At 72.9% G+C, this 20,485-nt stretch carries 13 protein-coding genes; 7 read left to right on the top strand and 6 right to left on the bottom strand.

The features are described from left to right. Positions 1-825, top strand: a complete 825-nt coding sequence (locus CLV37_RS12645; protein ID WP_106210854.1) for an LLM class flavin-dependent oxidoreductase — start codon at positions 1-3, stop codon at positions 823-825. Positions 826-896: 71 nt separating this feature from the next. On the opposite strand, the gene CLV37_RS12640 is transcribed toward CLV37_RS12645, so the two are convergent. From CLV37_RS12640 to CLV37_RS12625, 4 genes are read right to left on the bottom strand one after another with little or no spacing between them, the layout of a single operon-like run. Beyond that, entirely contained in the window at positions 897-2,423 is a 1,527-nt protein-coding gene (locus tag CLV37_RS12640) for an alpha-N-arabinofuranosidase (protein ID WP_106210852.1), read from the bottom strand. 7 nt (positions 2,424-2,430) lie between these two features. Further along, on the bottom strand, positions 2,431-3,327 hold the full coding sequence (locus CLV37_RS12635; RefSeq protein WP_106210850.1) for a carbohydrate ABC transporter permease: 897 nt from the start codon (positions 3,325-3,327) through the stop codon (positions 2,431-2,433). A 1-nt stretch (position 3,328) separates the two neighbouring features. Further along, on the bottom strand, positions 3,329-4,270 hold the full coding sequence (locus tag CLV37_RS12630) for a carbohydrate ABC transporter permease (RefSeq protein WP_245885386.1): 942 nt from the start codon (positions 4,268-4,270) through the stop codon (positions 3,329-3,331). A 55-nt stretch (positions 4,271-4,325) separates the two neighbouring features. After that, the gene (locus CLV37_RS12625) at positions 4,326-5,693 is read right to left on the bottom strand and encodes an extracellular solute-binding protein (protein ID WP_106210848.1); all 1,368 of its coding nucleotides are present in this window, start codon (positions 5,691-5,693) and stop codon (positions 4,326-4,328) included. A gap of 256 nt (positions 5,694-5,949) precedes the next feature. On the opposite strand from CLV37_RS12625, the gene CLV37_RS12620 reads away from it, so the two are divergent. Further along, the gene (locus CLV37_RS12620; RefSeq protein ID WP_106211338.1) at positions 5,950-7,761 is read left to right on the top strand and encodes a sugar-binding domain-containing protein; all 1,812 of its coding nucleotides are present in this window, start codon (positions 5,950-5,952) and stop codon (positions 7,759-7,761) included. Positions 7,762-7,855: 94 nt separating this feature from the next. On the opposite strand, the gene CLV37_RS12615 is transcribed toward CLV37_RS12620, so the two are convergent. Beyond that, positions 7,856-9,601, bottom strand: coding sequence for a diflavin oxidoreductase (locus CLV37_RS12615; RefSeq protein WP_245885384.1), 1,746 nt, complete (start codon positions 9,599-9,601; stop codon positions 7,856-7,858). Beyond that, the gene (locus CLV37_RS12610; protein ID WP_106210846.1) at positions 9,598-15,162 is read right to left on the bottom strand and encodes a glutamate synthase-related protein; all 5,565 of its coding nucleotides are present in this window, start codon (positions 15,160-15,162) and stop codon (positions 9,598-9,600) included. Before CLV37_RS12610 ends, CLV37_RS12615 begins: the two co-directional genes overlap by 4 nt. Before the next feature lie 235 nt (positions 15,163-15,397). On the opposite strand from CLV37_RS12610, the gene CLV37_RS12605 reads away from it, so the two are divergent. The 5 genes from CLV37_RS12605 to CLV37_RS12585 all read left to right on the top strand — a co-directional run bounded on the left by CLV37_RS12605 (position 15,398) and on the right by CLV37_RS12585 (position 20,464). Beyond that, entirely contained in the window at positions 15,398-16,825 is a 1,428-nt protein-coding gene (locus CLV37_RS12605; protein WP_170127233.1) for a CAP domain-containing protein, read from the top strand. A 78-nt stretch (positions 16,826-16,903) separates the two neighbouring features. Then, positions 16,904-17,332, top strand: coding sequence for a nuclear transport factor 2 family protein (locus tag CLV37_RS12600; RefSeq protein ID WP_170127232.1), 429 nt, complete (start codon positions 16,904-16,906; stop codon positions 17,330-17,332). A gap of 42 nt (positions 17,333-17,374) precedes the next feature. Next, positions 17,375-18,091, top strand: coding sequence for a helix-turn-helix transcriptional regulator (locus CLV37_RS12595; RefSeq protein ID WP_106210842.1), 717 nt, complete (start codon positions 17,375-17,377; stop codon positions 18,089-18,091). 253 nt (positions 18,092-18,344) lie between these two features. After that, positions 18,345-20,003: an acyl-CoA synthetase gene (locus CLV37_RS12590; protein WP_211298602.1), complete on the top strand. Its 1,659-nt coding sequence runs from the start codon at positions 18,345-18,347 to the stop codon at positions 20,001-20,003. After that, positions 20,000-20,464, top strand: coding sequence for a DUF3237 domain-containing protein (locus CLV37_RS12585; RefSeq protein WP_106210838.1), 465 nt, complete (start codon positions 20,000-20,002; stop codon positions 20,462-20,464). The genes CLV37_RS12590 and CLV37_RS12585 overlap by 4 nt, the downstream gene beginning before the upstream one ends. The last annotated feature ends 21 nt before the right edge of the window (positions 20,465-20,485 follow it).

The raw sequence follows: 20,485 nt of genomic DNA, 5'->3' as shown, positions 1-20,485 counted from the left end.
GTGGACCTGTCCTGCGTCGTCCTCAACGACCTGCACCCGACCGCCTTCACCGCCACCGCCCGCACCGCCGAGGAGGCCGGGCTGCGGACCGTGTTCAGCTACGACCACCTGTCGTGGCGCGACTTCCGCGACGGCCCCTGGTACGCCGCCGTCCCCCTGCTCGCCGCGGCCGCGGCCGCCACGGAGGACGTCCGGCTCGGCACCCTCGTCGCCTCCCCGAACTACCGCCACCCCGTGACGTTCGCCCACGAGGTCATGACCCTCGACCAGCTCTCCGGTGGCCGGTTCGAGCTCGGCGTCGGCGCCGGCACCTCCGCCGCGGACGCCGCCGTCCTCGGCCTGCCCGCCCTCACCCCGCGCCGGCGCCAGGAACGCTTCGAGGAGTGGACGCTGCTGCTGCGCACCCTCCTGACCCGGCGCGCCACGGACGCGGAAGGGGAGCACTACACCGCCGTGGACGCGCGCAACGTCCCCGGCCCCGTCCACGGCCGGGTCCCGCTGACCGTGGCGGCCGCCGGGCCCCGCGGCATGCGCTTCGCCGCCCGCACCGGCGACGGCTGGGTCACCTACGGCGAGGAGGGTCCGGACGCCGTCGAGCGCTTCACCGCACCGCTGGCCCGCTTCCAGGCCGTCGAGGGAGCCGGGGGAGTCCGCAAGGTCGCGCTCCTCGGCCTCGACGAGCGCGAGGCCTACGACGACTACCCGGCGTTCGCGACGGCGCTGGCCGACGCGGGGTTCGACGAGGTCTGCGTGCACTGGCCGCGTCCGGACGGGCGGGGACTGCCCGCCGCCGAGCTGGACACGGTGCTGGCCCACCACCGGTAGACGTGAGAGCGCCCGGGTGCGACCTGTTCGGCAGCACCCGGGCGCGTCCGGGGGTCCCTCGCGGGACGGGCTCAGGCCAGCGTCAGCTCGACCGTCGCGAAGGAGTGCGCGGGCAGGTCCACCACCAGGGTGGACCCCTCCCGCCGGGCGCCGTCGAAGGCGGCCGGGGCGACGGCCCCGGGGTCCTCGACGGTGTTGTGGGCCTGCGGGGTCGGCGCCGCGAGCAGCCGCGCCGCACCGACCTGCCAGTCCCGGCCGCGCAGGTCGAGACGGACCGTGGCGGGGCCGTCCAGGTCCAGGTTCGTCAGCGACACCAGCGCGCTGCCGTCGCGCGAGCTCACCGACGTCGACAGGGTCGGGTAGGACCCGTGGTCGCCCTCGGACCGGGCGTCGGCCGACGTGACCTGCACCGGATGGTGCGTGGCGTCCTGGTGGCCGGCGTTCATGGCGAACACGTGGTACGTCGGGGTGAGCACCATCTGCGCCCCGTCGGTCAGCACCATGGCCTGCAGCACGTTGACCGTCTGGGCGATGTTGGCCATGACGAGCCGGCGCGCGTTGGCGTGGAACACGTCGAAGTGCAGCCCCGCCACGAGCGCGTCGCGCATGGTGTTCTGCTGGAACAGGAACCCGGGGTTGGTGCCGGGTTCGACGTCCCACCAGGTGCCCCACTCGTCGCACACCAGGCCGACGGTGGCGTCCGGGTCGTAGGCGTCCATGACGCGGGAGTGGCCGCGGACGATCTCGTCGATGCGCCAGGCGTTGACCATCGTCGCGTGGTACTCGTCGGCGTCGAACCCCGTCGCCGAGCCCTTGTGCTTCCAGTCGTCGCTGGCGTGCGTGTAGTAGTGGAACGACAGCGCCTGCCAGCGCTGGTGGTGCCGCTCCTCGACCGGCCCGCCGAGGGTGCTGATCGACTTCATCAGCGTCTCGGTCCACGCGTAGTCGTCCCGGTTGGGGCCGGCCGCGATCCGGTACAGCTCGTTGCCGTCGTGGTTGCGGCAGTACGTCGCGAACTGCGAGGCGAGCTGGGCGTACTGCTCGGCGGTCATGTTTCCGCCGCAGCCCCAGGACTCGTTGCCGATGCCCCAGAAGGGGACCTTCCACGGCTCGGCGTGGCCGTGCTCGGCGCGCAGCCGCGACATGGGGGCGTCCCCGGACCGCGTGAGGTACTCGACCCAGTCGGCCATCTCCGCGACCGTCCCGGACCCCACGTTGCCCGACACGTACGGCTGCGCGCCCAGCAGCTCGCACAGCCGCATGAACTCGTGCGTGCCGAAGGAGTTGTCCTCGACGACGTCACCCCAGTGGGTGTTCACCATCGAGGGCCGTTCCTCGCGCGGGCCGACGCCGTTCATCCAGTGGTACTCATCGGCGAAGCAGCCCCCGGGCCAGCGCAGGTTCGGGATCGAGATGTCCTTCAGGGCCTGCACGACGTCGTCGCGGATCCCCGCCGAGTTCTGGATCCCGGAGTCCTCCCCGACCCAGAACCCCTCGTAGATGCAGCGGCCGAGGTGCTCGGCGAAGTGGCCGTAAAGGTGGCGGCTGATGGTCGGTCCGGCGACGTCGAGGTCGACGACGCCGTTCAGGGAAGTCACAGGTGGTTCAGCCCTTCAGGCCGGTTCCGGCGACGCCCTCGACGATGCGGCGCTGGAAGATGAGGAACAGGATGACCAGCGGCAGCGCACCCAGCAGCGAGGACGCCTGGATGTCGGAGTAGCGCTGGCCGAAGGAGCCCTGGACGGTGGCCAGACCCACGGGGATGGTCATGAGCTTGGGGTTGGACACCACGAACAACGGCAGCAGCAGGTTGTTCCAGACGTTGACGAAGGTCAGGATGCCCATGGCCGAGATCACCGGCTTGGACAGCGGCATGATGACCGAGCGGTAGATGCGCCAGTAGCCGGCCCCGTCCAGGCGGGCGGCCTCCTCCAGCTCCACGGGCAGGCCGTCGAAGAACTGCTTGAACACGAAGACCGCGATGACCGCCGGCACCTGCGGCAGGATCACCGCCCAGTAGGTGTTGAGCAGGTGGACCGCACCGAGGCCCTCGAAGATCGGGACGATGAGGACCTGACCGGGGATCATGATGCCCAGCAGCATGACCCCGAAGACGACGTTGCGGCCGCGGAAGCGCAGCCGGGACAGCGCGTACCCGGCCATCGAGGCGAAGACGACGGTCAGGACGACGGTGATCGCGGAGGTGAGGAAGCTGGCCAGGTACCAGTTCCAGATGTCGCCACCCTCGAGCAGCGCCAGGTAGGAGGCCAGCGTCGGGCTGGTGTCCTTGAGGATCGCCGGGGTGCCGAGCGCGGAGACCGCGTTCGTCGTGAACGAGGTCTTGATCGCCCACAGGCTCGGGATGAGCCAGACGACCGCGAAGACCCCCAGCACCACTCCGCAGACGATGTTGAAGGTGCGCGTGGAGTTCCCCGACGGCGTCCGGGGTGCGCGGGCGGGAGGGGCTGCGGCGGAGATGCCGGACCCTGTCGTGGTCGCCATGTCAGGCCGTCCTCTCCTGGTTGCGCTCGATGAGCTGGCGGATGGCGGCGATCGCCAGGATCACGATGAACAGCAGCACCGCGGCCGCCGACGCCGCACCGCTGCGGAAGTCGGTGAAGGCGGTGTTGGTGATCAGGCCGATGGCGGTCTGGGTCGACGTGCCCGGCCCGCCGGAGGTCATGAGGTAGACCTGGTCGAAGATCTTCAGGCTCGCGATGATCTGCAGCACGATGATCAGCGACGTCGTCCGGCTGAGCAGCGGGATGGTGATGTACCGGATCTGCTGCCAGGGGGTCGTGCCGTCGATGGCCGCCGCCTCGTACAGCTCGCGGGGGATGTCCTGCAGGCCGGCCAGGTACAGGATGAAGTTGAACCCGATCGTCCACCACAGGGTGGCGATCGCGACGCCGACCATCGCGGTCTTGGGGTCGGCCAGGACGGGCGTCGGGGCCGCGTTGCCCAGCCAGGTCTGGATCTGGGCGAACAGGCCGTTGCCGGGGGCGTAGATGAAGACCCAGATCAGGGAGATGGTCGCCGACGGCAGGATGAAGGGGACGAAGAACGCCAGCCGGAAGAACCACTGACCGCGCCGGACGCGGTTGGCCAGCACGGCGAAGACGAAGGCCAGCACGACCAGCGGCGGCACCGTGTACAGCGTGAACTGCAGGGTGTGCCACATGTCGTCCCAGAACTCGCGCTTGGTCAGCATCTCCTGGTAGTTCGCGAACCCCGCGAAGCTGCCCAGGCCCGACTTGGCGATGCTCGTGTTGAAGAAGCTCGAAATGGCCATGTAGATCGTGGGCACCACGAGGAACAGGGCGAAGAAGAGGACGAACGGGGCGAGGAACAGCCACGCGGGCTTGTTGTCGGCGTACCGCGGGCGGGCGCCTCCGCGGGCCGCCAGCGAGACGGCGCCTGCGGAGGTGGTGGTCTGGGTGCTCACCGGGAGACCTCCAGGGGGGCGGGTCGCGAGCCGGTCGCGACGGGGGTACCGGCGCTCACAGCGGGTTCGCCGTGCTCGCGTAGGACTGCAGCTGCGACCGGATGGACGAGATCGCGGCCGAGGGGCTGGACAGGCCCTGCTGGACCAGGCCGATCTGTGCTCCGACGATGTTCTCGAAGTTCGACCCGGAGCCGGAGTACCACGCCGGGGCGTCGTAGACGGCGACGTCGGCCGCCGAGGCGTAGTCGGCCTGCGGCTCCAGCGCCTTGTACTCGTCGCTGTCCAGGGTCGGCAGGTAGGCCGGGACGTGACCGCCGGCGGCCCAGGTCATGCTCTGGTCGAGCATCGACTTGATGAAGCCCATGGCCCGCTGCACCTGCTCGGGGGAGCGCTCCATCTTCGGCAGGACGAAGGTGTGCGAGTCCGCTTGCGCGGCCGGTTTGTCGAAGACCGTGGGGACCGGCACCATGCCGAACTTCAGGTCCTTGATCCCCTGCGCGGTGGTGATCTCCCACTCGCCCTGCAGGTAGAAGGCCGACTTCCCGGTGAACATGTCGGTCTGCGACCCGGCGTAGTCGGCGGCCTTGCTGATGAGGCCGTCGTTGGCCAGCTTCTGGATGTACTCCAGCGTCTTGGCGGTCAGGTCCTCGTTGAAGGTGATCTTCGTCCCGCCGTCGGAGAGGAAGTCGGTGGCCCCCTCCTGCTGGGAGTAGAGGGTCTGGAAGAAGCGCCAGGGCGTGGCGAACTCGTTGACGTTGGCCACGCTGAGGCCCAGGCCGCCGGTGGCCTGCTTGGCCGCCTTCAGGGCGGCCTCCCACTCCTCCACGCCCTGGATGGGCTTGAGCTTGCCCTCGCCGTCGAGCAGCCCGGCCTTCTGGCAGACGTCGACGTTGTAGAACATGACGAAGGGGTGGGTGTCCAGCGGGACGGTCCAGTCCTGGTCGTTCACCTTCTGGGCCGCCCAGACCTTCTGGTTGAAGTCCGCCGACGTGAGCCCGACCGTGCTCAGCATGTCCTCGGTGATCGGCGTGAGCAGACCCGCCTGGGCCAGGTTGGCCGCCCGCGTCAGGTGGGCGACGGCGACGTCCGGCGGCTGGTCGCCGATCGTGGCGAGGGAGACCTTGGTGTAGTACGGGTTGCCCCAGGCGAACGTGGCCGCGACCAGCGAGTCCGGCCTGCTCTGCTGCTGGCGGTACTCGTCCAGCATGGTCTGCAGGCGGGCGCCGTCGCCACCGCCGAAGAGGTTCCAGAAGGTGACCGTGCCGGGGTCGAGCTGGCTGCCGGCCAGGCCCGCGGCCAGGGGGGAACCGCACCCGGCCGTCGCCGCGACGAGGCCCAGACCACCGGCCGCGAGACCACCGCGCAGGAGGTTGCGCCGGCTGAGGACACCCCGGGCGGGGGGTGTCGGGGGATGACTGTTCACGCGTGTCCGTCCCTGCCGTCGTTGGCGGTCGGTGCCCACCGGGTCGGGGGCACCGGCTGACCAGGAACCGCTCTGTCCCGGTCAGTGGGGTGGAAGGTAGCACGCGCTTTGCAACGCTGCATAGATCGACGCACCACACCCTTGCAACGATGTACGACGGGGGGCAGACTGGTCCCGCACGCACATCATCGACGAGGAGAAGCACGTGCCCCCCACCTCCGCAGCCCAGCCCCGTCCCGAGCACCCGCGGCCCTCGATGGTCCGCCGCGACTGGGTGAACCTCAACGGGACCTGGGAGTTCGAGTTCGACCACGGCGACTCCGGGCTCGAACGCGGGCTCCGCGACCGCCCGCTGAACGCGACCATCACCGTGCCCTTCGCCCCCGAGTCCGAGCTGTCCGGCATCGGCGAGACCGACTTCGTCGCCGCCGTCTGGTACCGCCGCGAGGTCACGATCCCCGCCGAGTGGGCCGGGCGGCGCACCCTGCTGCACTTCGGCGCCGTCGACCACGACGCCACCGTCTGGGTCGACGGGGAGGAGGTCGTGCGCCACCGCGGCGGCTTCACCCCGTTCACCGCCGACCTCGGCCACCGCACGGGGACGGTCACCGTCGTCGTGCGGGCCCGCGACGACCACCGCGGCCCGCAGGCCCGCGGCAAGCAGTCCACCCGCTACGACAACTACGAGTGCCTCTACACGCGCACCACGGGCATCTGGCAGACCGTCTGGGCCGAACCCGTCCCCGACGTCAGCCTCGGCCGGCCCCGCCTGACGCCCGACGTCGCCGGCAGCACCTTCCACCTCGAGCAGCCCCTGCGCCGCAGCCACACCGGCTCCGTGGGCGACCGCGCGGGCTGGACGCTGTCCGCGCAGGTCCGCGACGGCGACGGCGTCGTGGCCGAGGCGAGCGTGCGCGCCGACCTCGACCTCTCACCCCGCCTGACGCTGCCCGTGCCCGCCGACCGCGTGCGGCTGTGGGGGCCCGAGGACCCGCACCTGTACGACGTCACCGTGACCCTGACCGACGCCGCGGGCGAGGTGGTCGACACCGTCGAGACCTACGCCGGCCTGCGCTCGGTGAGCATCGACGGCAAGGCCGTCCTGCTCAACGGCCGGCCCGTCTTCCAGCGGCTCGTGCTCGACCAGGGGTACTACCCCGACGGCCTCATGACCGCCCCGACCGACGAGGCGCTGCGCCGCGACATCGAGCTGTCCCTGGCCGCGGGCTTCAACGGGGCCCGGCTGCACCAGAAGGTCTTCGAGGAGCGGTTCCTGCACCACGCCGACCGGCTCGGCTACCTCGTGTGGGGCGAGTTCGGGGACTGGGGAGCCGTCGAGGAGGGCACCTCGGTGCGCGGGGAGCACCAGCGGCCCACGCCGAACTTCATCGCGCAGTGGCTGGAGGCGCTCGAACGCGACTACTCCCACCCCTCGATCGTCGGCTGGTGCGGCCTGAACGAGACCCGCCAGGAGCTGACCGACCGCGGGCAGGTCCTCGACGACGTGACGCGCGCGATGTTCCTGGCCGCCAAGGCCATGGACACCTCCCGTCCGGTCCTCGACGCCTCCGGGTACTCCCACCGCGTCCTGGAGTCCGACGTGTGGGACTCGCACAACTACACCCAGGACCCGGCGAAGTTCGCCCAGGAGGTGGGGGGGCTCGCGCAGGACCGGCCCCACACCAACTACGGAGGCCACGAACCCGACTACGGCCGCGAGGGCGTCGTCTGGTCGCTGCCGTACCAGGGCCAGCCGTGGTTCTGCAGCGAGTTCGGCGGCATCTGGTGGCGCCCGGACGCCGCCGCCTCGAACCCCGACCTCGACCGCAGCGCCACGTCGTCCTGGGGCTACGGCGAGCCCCCGCGCACCGAGGAGGAGTTCCACCACCGCTTCGAGGGGCTCACCGGCGCGCTGCTGAACGACCCGCTGATGTTCGGCTACTGCTACACCCAGCTCACCGACGTGTTCCAGGAGCAGAACGGCGTCTACTCCTTCGACCGCTCCGACAAGCTCGACGTGGCCCGGGTGCGGGCGGCGCAGACGCGGCCGGCGGCCATCGAGAAGTAGTAGCGCGGCCCGGGGGTTCGGATCGTGGACGCATCGCGCCAAACCTATCGGCGTGATGCATCCACGACCCGGCCCGCGAGCCGAGCCCGACGCGTCAGTACACGTCGCGCACGTAGCGCTTGGACCGCTTCAGGTCGTTGACGTACGCCGCCGCGTCGTCGGCGCCGCGCCCGCGGTGCTCGGCGACGACGTCGTGCAGAGCGGCGTCCACGTCCCGGGCCATCCGCGACGCGTCACCGCAGACGAACACCGACCCGCCGTCCTCCAGCCAGGAGAACAGCTCCTTGGAGTTCTCCCGCATCCGCGTCTGCACGTAGACCTTCTCGGCCTGGTCGCGGGAGAACGCGAGGTCGAGGCGGGTCAGCACGCCGGAGGCCTGGAACTCTTCGAGCTCGTCGGCGTAGATGAAGTCGTCGGCGCGGTGCTGGTCGCCGAAGAACAACCAGTTGCGCCCGCCCGCCCCGCGCCCGGCCCGTTCCTGCAGGAAGGCCCGGAACGGGGCGATGCCGGTGCCGGGGCCGATCATCACGACGGGGGCGTCGTCGTCGGCGGGCAGCCGGAACGCGGCGTTGGGCTGCAGGAAGATCCCGACGGGGTCGTCCTCGCCGAGCCGGTCGGCGAGGTAGGTGGAGCAGACCCCGAGGTGCTCTCGCTCGGTGCCGTGCCGGACGGCCGCGACGGTCAGGTGGATGCGGTCCGGGCTGGCCAGCGGCGACGAGGAGATCGAGTAGGCGCGGTGCGTCAGGGGACGCACCAGCCCGGCGAGCGCGTCGACGTCGACCCCGTGGTCGGGGTGCAGGCGCAGCAGGTCCAGGACGTCCCTGCCCCACAACCAGTTCTCCAGCAGGCCCTTGTCGTCGTGGGCGATGACGGCGGCGAGCTCGGAGTCGGGGTGGCGTTCGGCGAGACGGGCCACGAGGTCCTTCGAGGGTGCCGAGATCTCCCAGTGGCTGCCGAGCTGCTCGCGCAGCGGCACCCCGGACACGTCCTGGTCGGGGTCGAACCCGAGCTCGGCCAGCAGCGCGTCCACCAGCGCGGGGGAGTTGCGCGGCACGACGGCCAGAGCGTCACCGGCGGCGTACTCGATGCCGGAGCCGGCGAGGTCGAGTTCGAGGTGCCGGATCTCCTTGGCGCTGCCCGCCCCGGACAGGACCCGGTTGACCCGCAGCCTCGAGGGGTAGGGGTTCTTCCGGTTCCACTTCGACCGCTCCCGGCGCACGGGCGCGGCGGGGGCCGGGACGGGCGCGGACCCGGCCTCGGCGGCCAGCAGGCCCACGACCCGCCCGGTCCACTCCGCCGCGGGGTCCTCGAACTCCACGTCGCAGTCCACGCGGGGTGCGACCCGCGTCGCCCCCAGCTGCTCGAAGCGCAGGTCGAACAGCCTGCCGGCCTGGCAGAACTCGTCGTAGCCGCTGTCCCCGAGGGCGAGCACGGAGAACCTCAGGCCCTCCAGGCGGGGCGCCGTCGGGGAGGCCAGGGCCTCCCAGAACAGCTCGGCGTTGTCGGGCATCTCGCCCTCGCCGTAGGTGGAGGTCACGACCAGGACCCGCTGCATCGCGGCGAGGTCCTCCAGCGACACGTCGTCCAGCACCCGCGCGGTGCCGCCCAGGCCCTGGGCCCGCAGCGCCGCGACGACGTCCTCGGCGACCCGTTCGGAGTTGCCCGTCTGCGAGCCGTACAGGACCTCGACGGTGACGGTCGCCGCGGGTTTCGCCGCGGTGTTCCGCCGCGCCGAGGAGACCCCGGCGAGGAACCCCGCCAGCCACACCTGCTGCCCGGCGGAGAAGGGCGCGTCGGCCGGGATCAGGAGGCCGTTGCCGGTGGTGCTCGCGGCGGTCACTGGACGATCCTCTCGGCGCGCCCGGCCAGGTCGTCCAGGGCGGCGGTGGTCAGCAGTTCGTCGAAGCGCGCCCAGCGCGAGGACCCGAAGCGCTCGGTGTTCCGGGCGTGCTGGTGCATGATCCAGCCGTACGTGCCGGGGGCGTCCGTGCTGCGGTTGTTGCGCAGCACGAGCGAACGCTTGTAGTCGTCGAGGCGCTTGGCGGCGACGAGCGTCGCCAGTTCGGCGTCCTCGAACGGTTCGAGCGTGTCCCGCAGGTACTTCAGGACCTTCTGCACGACGAAGAAGTCCTCGGTGAGGACCAGCTTGCGCACCGCGGAGGTGACGCGCGGGTCGTCCGGGCCGGTGGCGTCGGGGACGCGTTCGAGCGCGAGGTCCTGCGCGGCCGACAGCACCACGAAGGAGGACAGCAGGGCGAAGGTGTCCGCGGCCCCGCCGGCCCCGGCCGCCGGGGTGCGGCCACCGGCGACCGGACGGCCCTGCCGGTAGTCCTGCTTGAAGGACCGCAGCTTCTCGCCCGCCACCGACGTCGCGAGCTCGTCGAGCAGTTCCCGGCGGGTGGCGGCGGCCGCGATCGCGTCGACGTCCTGGTACAGCAGCAGCGCCCGCGGCATCCCGCAGAACACGTGCTCGCGGGTGGTGTCCCAGTCGGCCAGCAGCCGCGCGGCGAGCTCGGAGCCCGTCGCCTCGTGGTGCCAGGTCAGCAGGAGCTTGACGGCGTCCTCGTGGAACCCGCCCGCGACGGGCGAGACCAGCAGCGAGTCCGTGCTGACCTTCTCGCGCACCGCGCCCGTCGGGTCGTACTGGTAGAGGAACCCGCCGCTCATGCCGTTGCCCAGGCCCTTGCCGGCCGGGCCCAGGTTGAGGACGGCGCCGTTGGTCATGTACTCGCAGCCGAACTCGCCCAGGCCCTCGACGACGGCGCTGGCCCCGGAGTTGCGGACGGCGAACCGGTCGCCGGCCTCGCCCTGGACGAACGTGCGCCCGCCGGTCGCGCCGAACAGCGCGAAGTTGCCGACCAGGACGTTGCCGCCCGGCTCGGAGCTGCCACCGCCCGGAGCGCGCACGACGATGGTGCCGCCGGTCTGGGACTTGCCGACGCCGTCGTTCGCGGTGCCGGTGTGCTCGAACTCCAGCCCGTCGTTGAGGAAGGCGCCGAAGGACTGGCCCGCCGAACCGTGCGTGCGCACCCGCACCGACCCCGGCAGCAGGTACCCCCGCCCCCGGTCGTCGACGCGGGCGGCGGGCAGGTCGCGGACCTGCTCGGCGCTCAGCTGGTGGTTCAGCAGCCGCTCCACGTCGATGGACAGCTGCCCGCCGACCGACTTGTCGCTGTTGCGCAGCCGGCCGTGGTCGATCTCGACGGACTCCTCGCGGCGCTCGACGAGCGCGGCCCGGACGAGGTCCCACAGGGAGTCGTCGACGCCGAAGTCCTTCTCGAGGTAGACGGGGTTCTCCACGACCTTCTCCGGCACCTGCGCGAGCAGGGCGCGCACGTCGAGCCGCCCGACGCTGGAGGGGTGGTCGAGCAGCTGGACGAGGTGACCGCGACCGCGCGCCTCGCGCAGGGACCGGAGCCCGAGCCGGGCGAGGATCTCGCGCACGTCGTGGGCGATGTTCAGCAGGTACTGCGCCAGCGCCCGCGGGTCACCGTCGAACGCCTCGGGGTTCGTGGTGAGCCCGGCGGGGCACTTGACGTTGCAGTTCTTCGCCATGACGCACTTGAGCATCATCAGCGCGGTCGTCCCGAACTCGAAGCTGTCCGCGCCGAGCAGGGCCGACATGACGACGTCGCTGCCGGTCTGGTGCGCGCCCGAGCAGCGCAGCACGACCTTCTCGCGCAGACCGTGGGCGACGAGGGCCTGGTGGACCTCGGCGACGCCGATCTCGGCCGAGCGCCCCGCGTACTTCAGGCTCGTCACGGCCGCGGCGCCCGTGCCGCCGGTGTTCCCGGCGACGTTGATGACGTCGGCCCCGGCCTTGGCGACGCCGACGGCGATGGTGCCGATGCCCTCGGAGGACACGAGCTTGACGACGACGCGGACCCGGGCGGCCTTGCAGTCGTGGATGAGCTGGGCGAGGTCCTCGATGGAGTAGGTGTCGTGGTGCGGCGGGGGCGAGATGAGCTCGATGCCCGGCGTCCCGCCGCGCGCGGCGGCGATGTCGACGGTCACCTTCGGCGCGGGCAGCTGACCGCCCTCACCCGGTTTGGCGCCCTGCCCGATCTTGATCTCGAGCTCTTCGAGCATCGGGTCGGCGAGGTAGCCGGCCCAGATGCCGAACCGGCCCGAGGCGAACTGCTTGATGCGCGAACCGCGGATGGTGCCGTAGCGGGACAGGTGCTCCCCGCCCTCACCGCAGTTCGACATCCCGCCGACCATGTTCGTGCCGTGGGCGACGGCCTCGTGGGCGGTCGCGACGAGCGCGCCGTGGCTCATGGCCCCCGACGCCAGCGTGCGGGTGATCTGCGAGGCGGGCTGCACCTCGGTGAGCGCGATCGCGGCCGGGGCCGGGCGGACCAGGGACAGGAAGTGGCCCGTGACGCCGGTGGCGGTGACGACGAGCTCGTCGTCGGAGACCTTCTCGACGCTCACCAGTCCCGGGTGGATCTCGGTGAGGAACCGGCCGAGCTCGGCGTAGCGGGCCCGGTCGGAGGGGACGTCGGTGAACCACAGGGTGTACCGGTCGCCCTCGGACCACACGTCCAGGCCGCGGACGAAGATGCTGGAGTTGCCCTCGGCGGAGAACCGGCCCAGCTCGGTGCGGAACTCCTCGGCCGCGTGCAGGCCCGCGACGTCGGCGGGCAGGGACAGGACGTCGCGCAGCGCCGCGGGGCGCCGGGAGCGCTCGGCGTGCGTCGTGGCCAGGAAGTCGCGGTAGCCCTGGGTGATCCGGAACCCGTCCACCCGCTCGGGGGTGAGCGCCTCGAAGCCGGCGTTCTGGTAGGCCTCGTCGTCCAGGCCGAAGGCGTCGTCGAGCTGGCCCAGCGTCAGCAGGCGCAGGGAGTCGGCGTCGCCCCCGTGGGGCGCGTGGCCCTCGTGGACGTCCTGGGGGTCGGCGAACCGCGCCGGTTCCTCCGTCATCCCCGCGAAACCCCGGACGGCGGCGGTCCCGAAGGAGTGGCCCGCCCCCTCGGCCCGTTCCTTGAACAGCCCCAGCAGGGGGACGTCCTTCTCGGTGGCCACGGACCGCGCGCGCTGGTGCCACTCGGTCGCGGCCGCGGCGATGCGGGTGAAACCCACGCCGCCGACGGGCGCCTCGAGGTGCGGGAAGCACTCGGCCAGCACGTCGTCGCGGGTGTCGAGGTAGTTCGGCTCGAAGAACTCCCCGCCGATGTAGCTCTCGACGGTGCACAGCCCGACGCGGCCCATCGTCTTGGCCAGCGCCTTCACCGCGGCCTTGCGGTAGCGGGTGAAGGCGTGGTCGGTCTCGGTGAGCTCACCGGCCGGGGCCGCGGGCGTGGGGTACTTCTCCTCCGCGCGCAGCCGGGCCGACAGGCTGTAGACCGCCGAGGCCCCGAACCCCAGCGCGACGGCGACGTGGTGGGAGCTGGGCAGCTGACCGGACTCGGCGACGATCGAGACGCGCAGCCGCAGACCCGTGCGGATGAGCCGCTGGTTCACGGCCGACAGCGCCAGGACCAGCGGCAGCGGGGCGGCGTCGGAGGCCACGTTGCGGTCGGACAGGATCGCGATCCCGCCGTCGGCGCGGGCGAACGCCTCCACGTCGTCGCACAGCTGCGCCAGGCTGCGGCGCAGCGAGTCCGCGTTGGCCGTCGCGTCCCCCGGCACGGGTGCGTAGAGGATCTCGAAGCGCTGCATGGGCGTCAGGCGCTGGTCGCGCAGCCGCACCATGTCGAGGTGCCCCAGGACGGGGGAGTGCACGACGATCTGCGTCTGCCGCGCGCCGCCGCCGTTGGGCTTGGCCCCCAGCGCGACGCGCATGCTCATGCCGTCGGCCTCGCGGATCGAGTCCAGCGGCGGGTTCGTGACCTGCGCGAACCGCTGGGAGAAGTACTTCGCCATCCCGCCCTCGGCGTCCGACAGCGCGTTGATGGCGTTGCCGTACCCCATCGCGGAGATGCGCTCGGACCCGTTGGCCAGCATCGGGTCGAGCATGAACCGGAAGCTCTCGGAGTTCAGCGACCAGGCGACGTAGCGGCCCGACGTCGACAGGTCCCCCGTGTACCCCAGGGTGTTCACGGTGCGGTCGTAGTCGGGGGCCGGCAGGTCGTCGAGGTTCACCCGGGACTCGGCCAGCAGCGTCCCGTAGTCGCGCCGGGCGGCGAGCAGTTCGAGCGTCTCGCGGGTGCGGTAGCTGCGGTGGGTGCGGTGGTCGTAGGAGAGCATCCCGCCGGCCTCGATGCGGCCGCGGTGCACCACCTCGTCGTCGGCGAAGTCGATCTGCCCGGCCTCGGAGGCCACGACGAGGTAGTCGGCGGTCTCGACGGTGCGCAGCGGGCGCAGGCCCAGGCGGTCCAGGCGCGCCCCGACGACGTCGCCGTCGCTGAAGATGACGGCGGCCGGGCCGTCGTTCTTCTCCTCGTACAGGGAGAAGAACTCCAGCATGTCGCGGACGGCCGGGGGCAGCGTCGTGTCGTTCTCCCACGCCGGCGGCATGAGGGAGACGACGGCCTCGACGGTGTCGAGCCCGTCGTCGAAGACCCGGCTCTGCAGCGTCTGGTCGAAGCGGGAGGAGTCCGACTGCCCGGGCGGGCGGACGATCGAGCGCGAGCGCGCGGTGGCCAGGGCCTCGTCCGAGAGGCGGTTCTTGCGGTCGGTGTTCAGCTCGCCGTTGTGGGCGACCATCCGGAACGGCTGGGCCATGCTCGGGTGCGGTTCGGTGTTCGTGGAGAACCGCGTGTGGAAGTACAGCGTGGTCACCGCGTGGCGCTCGTCGAGCAGGTCGCGGAAGTAGGGGACCACCTCGCCGGAGTTCAGCCGTCCCTTGAGCACCTGGGTGCGCGCCGACAGCGACAGCGGGTAGAGGCCGGCGAGCTCGGGGCGGCTGTAGGCCTGGGCCTCGACGGCCAGCAGGGCCGCGTTGGCGGCGCGGTCGACCTCGGTGCGGTCGGTGCCGGCGGCGGCGCGGAAGACCCACTGCACGATCGGCAGCTGGTAGGCCACGGCGGCCGGGCGCAGGACGGTGTCGTCGACGGGGACCTCGCGCACGAGGAGGACCTCGAGGCCCTGCGCGCGCAGCGCGTCGCCCACGAGGGCGCGGGCGGTGTCCCAGGACGAGGCGTCGGCGGGCAGGAAGAAGTTGCCCACCCCGAAGCGGCCGGCCTCCAGGGGTTCGCCCACGAGGGCGCTGAAGAAGGCCACCGACAGGTCCACGCTGACGCCGGCGCCGTCGCCGACGCCCTCGGAGGACATGCCCCCGCGGTGGGGGATGGCGCACAGGGCCTGGTCACCGAGGGCGATGACGTCGTGGGTCTGGAGACCGTCCTTGCGGGTGATGAACCCGACCCCGCAGTCGCTGTGCTCGCGCCGGGGGTCGTGCAGGCCCGTCGTGCCGGCCGTCCCGGTGCCCTCCGGACCCGTGCCCTGGTGCTGCGCCATGTAGCTCCTCTCCGTGGTGCTCCCGGTGCTGATCACCCGGTCGCGCCAGCCCGCCGCACCCCGGTTCCACGACCGGGGGAGGCTGTCCTCAGAGGTCGCATTCTACTGCCCCGACCCCCTCCTCCCGGCCCTGCGCGTCCCCCCGGTCGGTGACCCACGGTCACCCGGGTGCGGCCGGTCGGGGCCCCCCGGGTGGGCTCTGTCCTCACCCGTCCGCCGCGACGATCCCTCTGGGGTGACCACGACCCGCACCCGCCTCCTGGCCCCGCTGCTGGCCGCGCTCGTCGCGCTCCCGTGCGCCGGCGCCGTCGGCGTGGCGACGGCCGCCCCGGCCGCGGCCGCCGCCCAGGTGCTGCAGCCCGTCGTGCCCGCCGCGACGCAGGAGCGGCAGATCCTCGACGGCCTCAACGCCGAGCGCGCGAAGGTCGGCGCACCGCCGGTCACCCTCGACCCCACCCTCGAGCGCGTCGCCCAGGACTGGGCCGACGTGCTCGGGCAGGGCGACGGCATGAAGCACAACCCGAACCTGTCCACCCTGCTGTCCGACTTCCCGCGCTGGGGCGAGATCGTCGCCACCGCCGACATGGGCAACGCCGACACCCACGGCCTGGAGAACGGCGTCCTCGCCGTCCAGACGTGGATGAACTCCGCGCCGCACAAGGCCGTCCTGCTGGACCCGCAGTACACCGGCGTCGGCATCGGGCTCGTCTACACGACGCTGTGGTCCGGGGGCCGGACGGTGTGGCGCTCCTACTGGGTCGCCGACTTCGGCTCCCCGCGCCGCACGGCGCTCGTGGCGGCCAACGCCGACGGCTCCCGCAGCTTCGTGGGGATCCCCGTCAAGGGCGCCATCCTGCAGTCCTACACGGCCGCGGGCGCCAACTCCGGGTACCTCGGGCTGCCGATGGCCACCGAGATCGGCCCGCTGCGCGCCGGCGGGTACGGCCAGCACTTCGCCGGCGGCTCGGTCTACTGGAGCGCGAGCACCGGCGCGGCCGTCGTCCGCGGCGCCATCCGCGACCGCTGGGCGTCCCTGGGCTGGGAGAACGGCACCCTCGGGTACCCCACGGGTGCCGAGTTCGCCGTGAAGGGCGGTGTCGCGCAACGCTTCCAGGGCGGGATCGTCTACTGGTCCCCGGCCACGGGCGCGCAGGCCCTGTCCGGTGCCGTGCTCGCGGCGTACGGGGCCACGGGCTGGGAGAACGGTCCCCTCGGGTTCCCCACGACCTCGGTGACCGCGCTGCGGGCCGGTTCCTTCGCGCACTTCCAGAACGGGTCGGTCTACTCCGGCGCCGCCGGGACGCACGTCGTCGCCGGGGCCGTGCGCGCCGCGTGGCAGGGCCAGGGCTGGGAGGACGGCGCCCTGGGGTACCCGAGCTCGGAGCAGTTCGGCGGCCTCGCCGGGGGCGGGGTCGGCCAGCACTTCACGGGCGGGTCGGTCTACTCCTCGCCCGCGTCGGGGACCCACGTCGTGCCGGCCGCCGTCCGCGACCGCTGGGCCGCGCAGGGCTGGGAGACCGGCCGGCTCGGCTACCCCGTCTCCGGGGCGCGCACCGTCGCCGGGTCCGTGGTGCAGGACTTCCAGGGCGGCGCGATCACCGTCACCGCGGGGAAGGCCGTCGTGCAGTCGGTCGACCTGGGGCGGGGTGCGCGCGCCCTCTGAGCCGGGGCGCGCGGACCTGGGTGCGGGTGCCGCGAACACCGACACACCGTTGTCGCGCGGGCGTCCGAGGGTGGGGCCATGACCGAGGACACCCGCTCCACGACCCCGACCAGCACCCCGGCCAGCACCCCGACCGGCACCACGGCCCGGCGCTCGCTCGACGCGTGGCTGACCATGTGGAACACCGACGGGGACATCGCGCGCCGCATCTGCGCCGACGACTTCCGGATCCACTTCGCCGTGACCGAGCCCGACGGGTCGACCCCCGCCGACGACATCCGCACCGCCGAGGACTTCGCCCGCTACCTCGACTGGTGGCACGGGCAGAACCCGGGCGTCGTCTTCACCGCCGTCGCCGATGCGATCGACGGCGAGCACGGCCGCCTGCTGTGGGACGTGGAGGCGGGCGGCACCCGGGCCGGCGGCGTCGACGTGTTCGACTTCGACCCCGACGGCCGCGTCCGGCGGGTCTGGTCCGTCGGCGGGCAGCGCAGCATGCGCAGCTGAGGTGCGCCGGGGGAGCGCGGGGGCACCTGCGAGGCTGCCGACGTGAAGCGCACCGAGCGCCAGTACGCCCTCGTCGATCTGCTCCGCGCCGCGCGCCGGCCGTGGTCGGCCGCCCGCCTCGCCCGCGAGTTCGGGGTGTCCACCCGCACCGTCGAGCGCGACGTCAGGTCGCTGCAGCTCGCCGGGGTCCCGATCTACGCCGACCACGGGGCGAGCGGCGGCTACTCGATCCTGCCCGAGTACTCGCTGCCGCCGCTGAACCTGACCGCCGCGGAGTCGTTGGCGGTGCTCGCCGGGCTCGCGCTGCTCGACTCCTCGCCGTACCGCTCCGCCGCCCGCCGCGCCCACGCCAAGATCTCCGCGGTCGTGGACGAGCGGCACCGCGGGCCCGTGCAGGAGCTGCTCGGCCGGATGCAGGTCATCGACGCCGCCGCCCCGGCGGACGGCGCCGTGCCGCTCGGCGTGCTCGCGGACGTGATCGCCGCCCGGCGCGTGGTCCGGATCACCTACCTGGGCGAGGGAGTGGACGGTGGCCCGGACCCGGCCGCCGGCACCGTCCGGGACGTGGAGTCGATGGGTCTGCTGCGCGGGGGCGACGCGTGGCTGCTCGTGGGGTGGTGCCGGCTGCGGGAGGCGATCCGCGGGTTCCGCATCGAGCGGATCACGCGGCTGGAGGTCCTGGAGGAGGTCGCGCCGCCGCGCGACCCGGCGTTGCTGGCGGCGGACCAGGCGCGGTGGCCGACGCGGCGCCTGGGGTGAGGCGGCCCCGGGGTCGAGGCGGCGGGTGCGGCGCTGCCGCCGTGCACGATCGATGCGGCCACGACACGACACCCCGGCTGCCGAGCCGTCCGCCCCGGCGTGTCGGCCGATGGCTGCAGCGATCGTGCGCGCTCGCTCGTCCGGCGGGTCACGAGGTACGTCATTGACAGGTTTCCTGTCGTTGACTCACACTGGGCCGCGGCCACCCGTGGCCTCCTCGGACGACTCCCCGATGACGTGGCAGGAGCGAGCAGTGACCACCCCGGACCTCCCCGCCGACCCCCCGGTGCCCCCCTCCACCGACCTCTCCCCGGATCGCGGGCTCGGCTCCTGGCCGTGGCGCCGCGCCCGCATCGACCCCCACGTCGTGGCGCTCGGCCAGGGCACCCGCACCCGCACCTACGCCGAGCTCGCCGACCGCACCGACCGGCTCGCGGCCGGGCTGCGCTCCCTGGGCGTGGCCCGCGGTGACCGCGTCGCGTTCCTGGGTCTCAACGACGTCGACGCCTTCGAGCTCCTCTTCGCCTGCGGCCGGCTGGGAGCGCTGTTCGTGCCGCTCAACGTGCGGCTGGTCGCCCGGGAACTGGCGTTCCAGCTGCGCGACTCCGGGACCGAGGTGCTCGTCGTCGGTGCCGGGGTCGAGGCGGTCGCCGCCGACCTGCGCGCCGAGGACACCCCGCTGCGGCACACCCTGGCCCTGCACCCGGCGGCGGCGAACCCCGCCGGGACGCTCGCGGACCTCCTGGACGCGGCCGGTCCGCCGAGCGGCGACCTCGGCGCGGACCTGGACGACCCGGCCGTGCTGCTCTACACCTCGGGCACCACGGGCCGCCCCAAGGCCGCGGTCCTGACCCACGGGAACCTCACCTGGAACACCGTGAACCAGCTGGCGCACCTGGACTTCACGCACGACGAGCGGGCGCTGTGCACGGCCCCGCTGTTCCACGCCGTGGGGCTGGGGATGGTCTCGCTGCCCACGCTGCTCAAGGGCGGGCGCCTGGAGGTCCTGCCCCGGTTCGACGCCGGCGGCCTGCTGGAGGCGGTCGTCGCGCACCGGGCGACGAGCTTCTCCTGCGTGCCGACGATGCTGCAGATGGTGGCCGACCACCCGGCGTGGCCCGCGGCGGACCTGTCGACGCTGCGCACCGTCGTCTACGGCGGCTCGCCCGTGACCGAGCGCGTGGCCCGGGCCTGGCGCGAGCGGGGGATCGACGTCGTCCAGGGCTACGGCATGACCGAGGCCGCCCCCGGCGTGTTCATGGAGACCCCTGCGCGCGGCCGCACCCGGCCGACCACCGTGGGGGCACCGCACTTCTTCACCGACGTCGCCGCCGCGGGCCCCGACGGCGCGCCCGTCGCCCTGACCCGGGCGAGCACGCCCGCGGAACTGCTGGTGCGGGGCCCGAACGTCTTCCAGGGGTACTGGGGGCGCCCCGCCGACACCGCCGCCGCGACCGTGGACGGCTGGTACCGCACCGGCGACGTGGTGGACGTCAGCGGGGACGTCACCGGGGACGTCACCGGGGACGGGGAGGACCGCGTCCGCGTCGTGGACCGCCTCAAGGACCTGTTCATCTCCGGGGGCGAGAACGTCTACCCGGCCGAGGTGGAGGCCGTGATCGCCGGACTGCCCGGCGTGGCCACCGTGGCGCTCGTGCCGGTGCCCGACGAGCGCTGGGGCGAGGTCGGCGCGGCCTACGTCACCGCCCTGGACGGGCACGACCTCGACCCCGAGGAACTGCGCGAACGGCTGCGGGGACGCGTCGCCGCCTACAAGATCCCCCGCTGGGTGTTCCGCGTCGACGAGCTCCCCGTCGGCGGCAGCGGCAAGATCCGCCGCGCCGACCTGCGCCGGCAGGCCGCCGAGGACGTCGCGCGCCGCGTCGCCGCCGCGACGGGCGGCGTCGCGTGAGCGGGACCCCCGTGCTGGAGCCCGTGTTCTCCCTGACCGTCGAGGTCGGCCCTCCGGTCGACCTCGGCCCCGCCGAGGACGGCCACCGCCGGATGGTCCCGATCCTCGGAGGCACCCTGAGCGGTCCGGACGGTCTGCGCGGGCACGTCGTGCCCGGGGGAGCCGACCACCAGGTCCTCGTGTCCGCCGAGCTGACCCGGCTGGACGCCCGGTACGTCGTCGAGACCGACGCCGGCGACCGGCTGGGCGTGCACAACCGCGGTGTGCGATCGGGTGCGGCGCAGGACATCGCGGCCCTCGTGCGGGGTGAACCCGTCGACCCCGCGCGGATCTACTTCCGCTGCACCCCCGAACTGTCGAGCGCCGCCCCGGCGTGGGCCTGGGTGACCCGCACGGTCTTCGTGGCCACCGCCCGCCGCGAACCCGACCGCGTCCTCCTGGACGTCTTCGCCGTCCGCTGACCGCACCACCGAGAGGAACGT

The organism is Kineococcus rhizosphaerae (assembly GCF_003002055.1).
In the GTDB taxonomy this organism is placed as follows: domain Bacteria; phylum Actinomycetota; class Actinomycetes; order Actinomycetales; family Kineococcaceae; genus Kineococcus; species Kineococcus rhizosphaerae.
The sequence above is the reverse complement of the archived record's forward strand: the minus strand, read 5'-3'. Positions and strand labels throughout refer to the sequence as shown.

What these genes read in the sequence shown, in the direction of transcription:
- CLV37_RS12610 (WP_106210846.1), bottom strand. Translation starts at nt 15,162, where the DNA reads ATGGCGCAGCACCAGGGCACGGGTCCGGAGGGCACCGGGACGGCCGGC.
- CLV37_RS12600 (WP_170127232.1), top strand. Translation starts at nt 16,904, where the DNA reads ATGACCGAGGACACCCGCTCCACGACCCCGACCAGCACCCCGGCCAGC.
- CLV37_RS12620 (WP_106211338.1), top strand. Translation starts at nt 5,950, where the DNA reads ATGGTCCGCCGCGACTGGGTGAACCTCAACGGGACCTGGGAGTTCGAG.
- CLV37_RS12635 (WP_106210850.1), bottom strand. Translation starts at nt 3,327, where the DNA reads ATGGCGACCACGACAGGGTCCGGCATCTCCGCCGCAGCCCCTCCCGCC.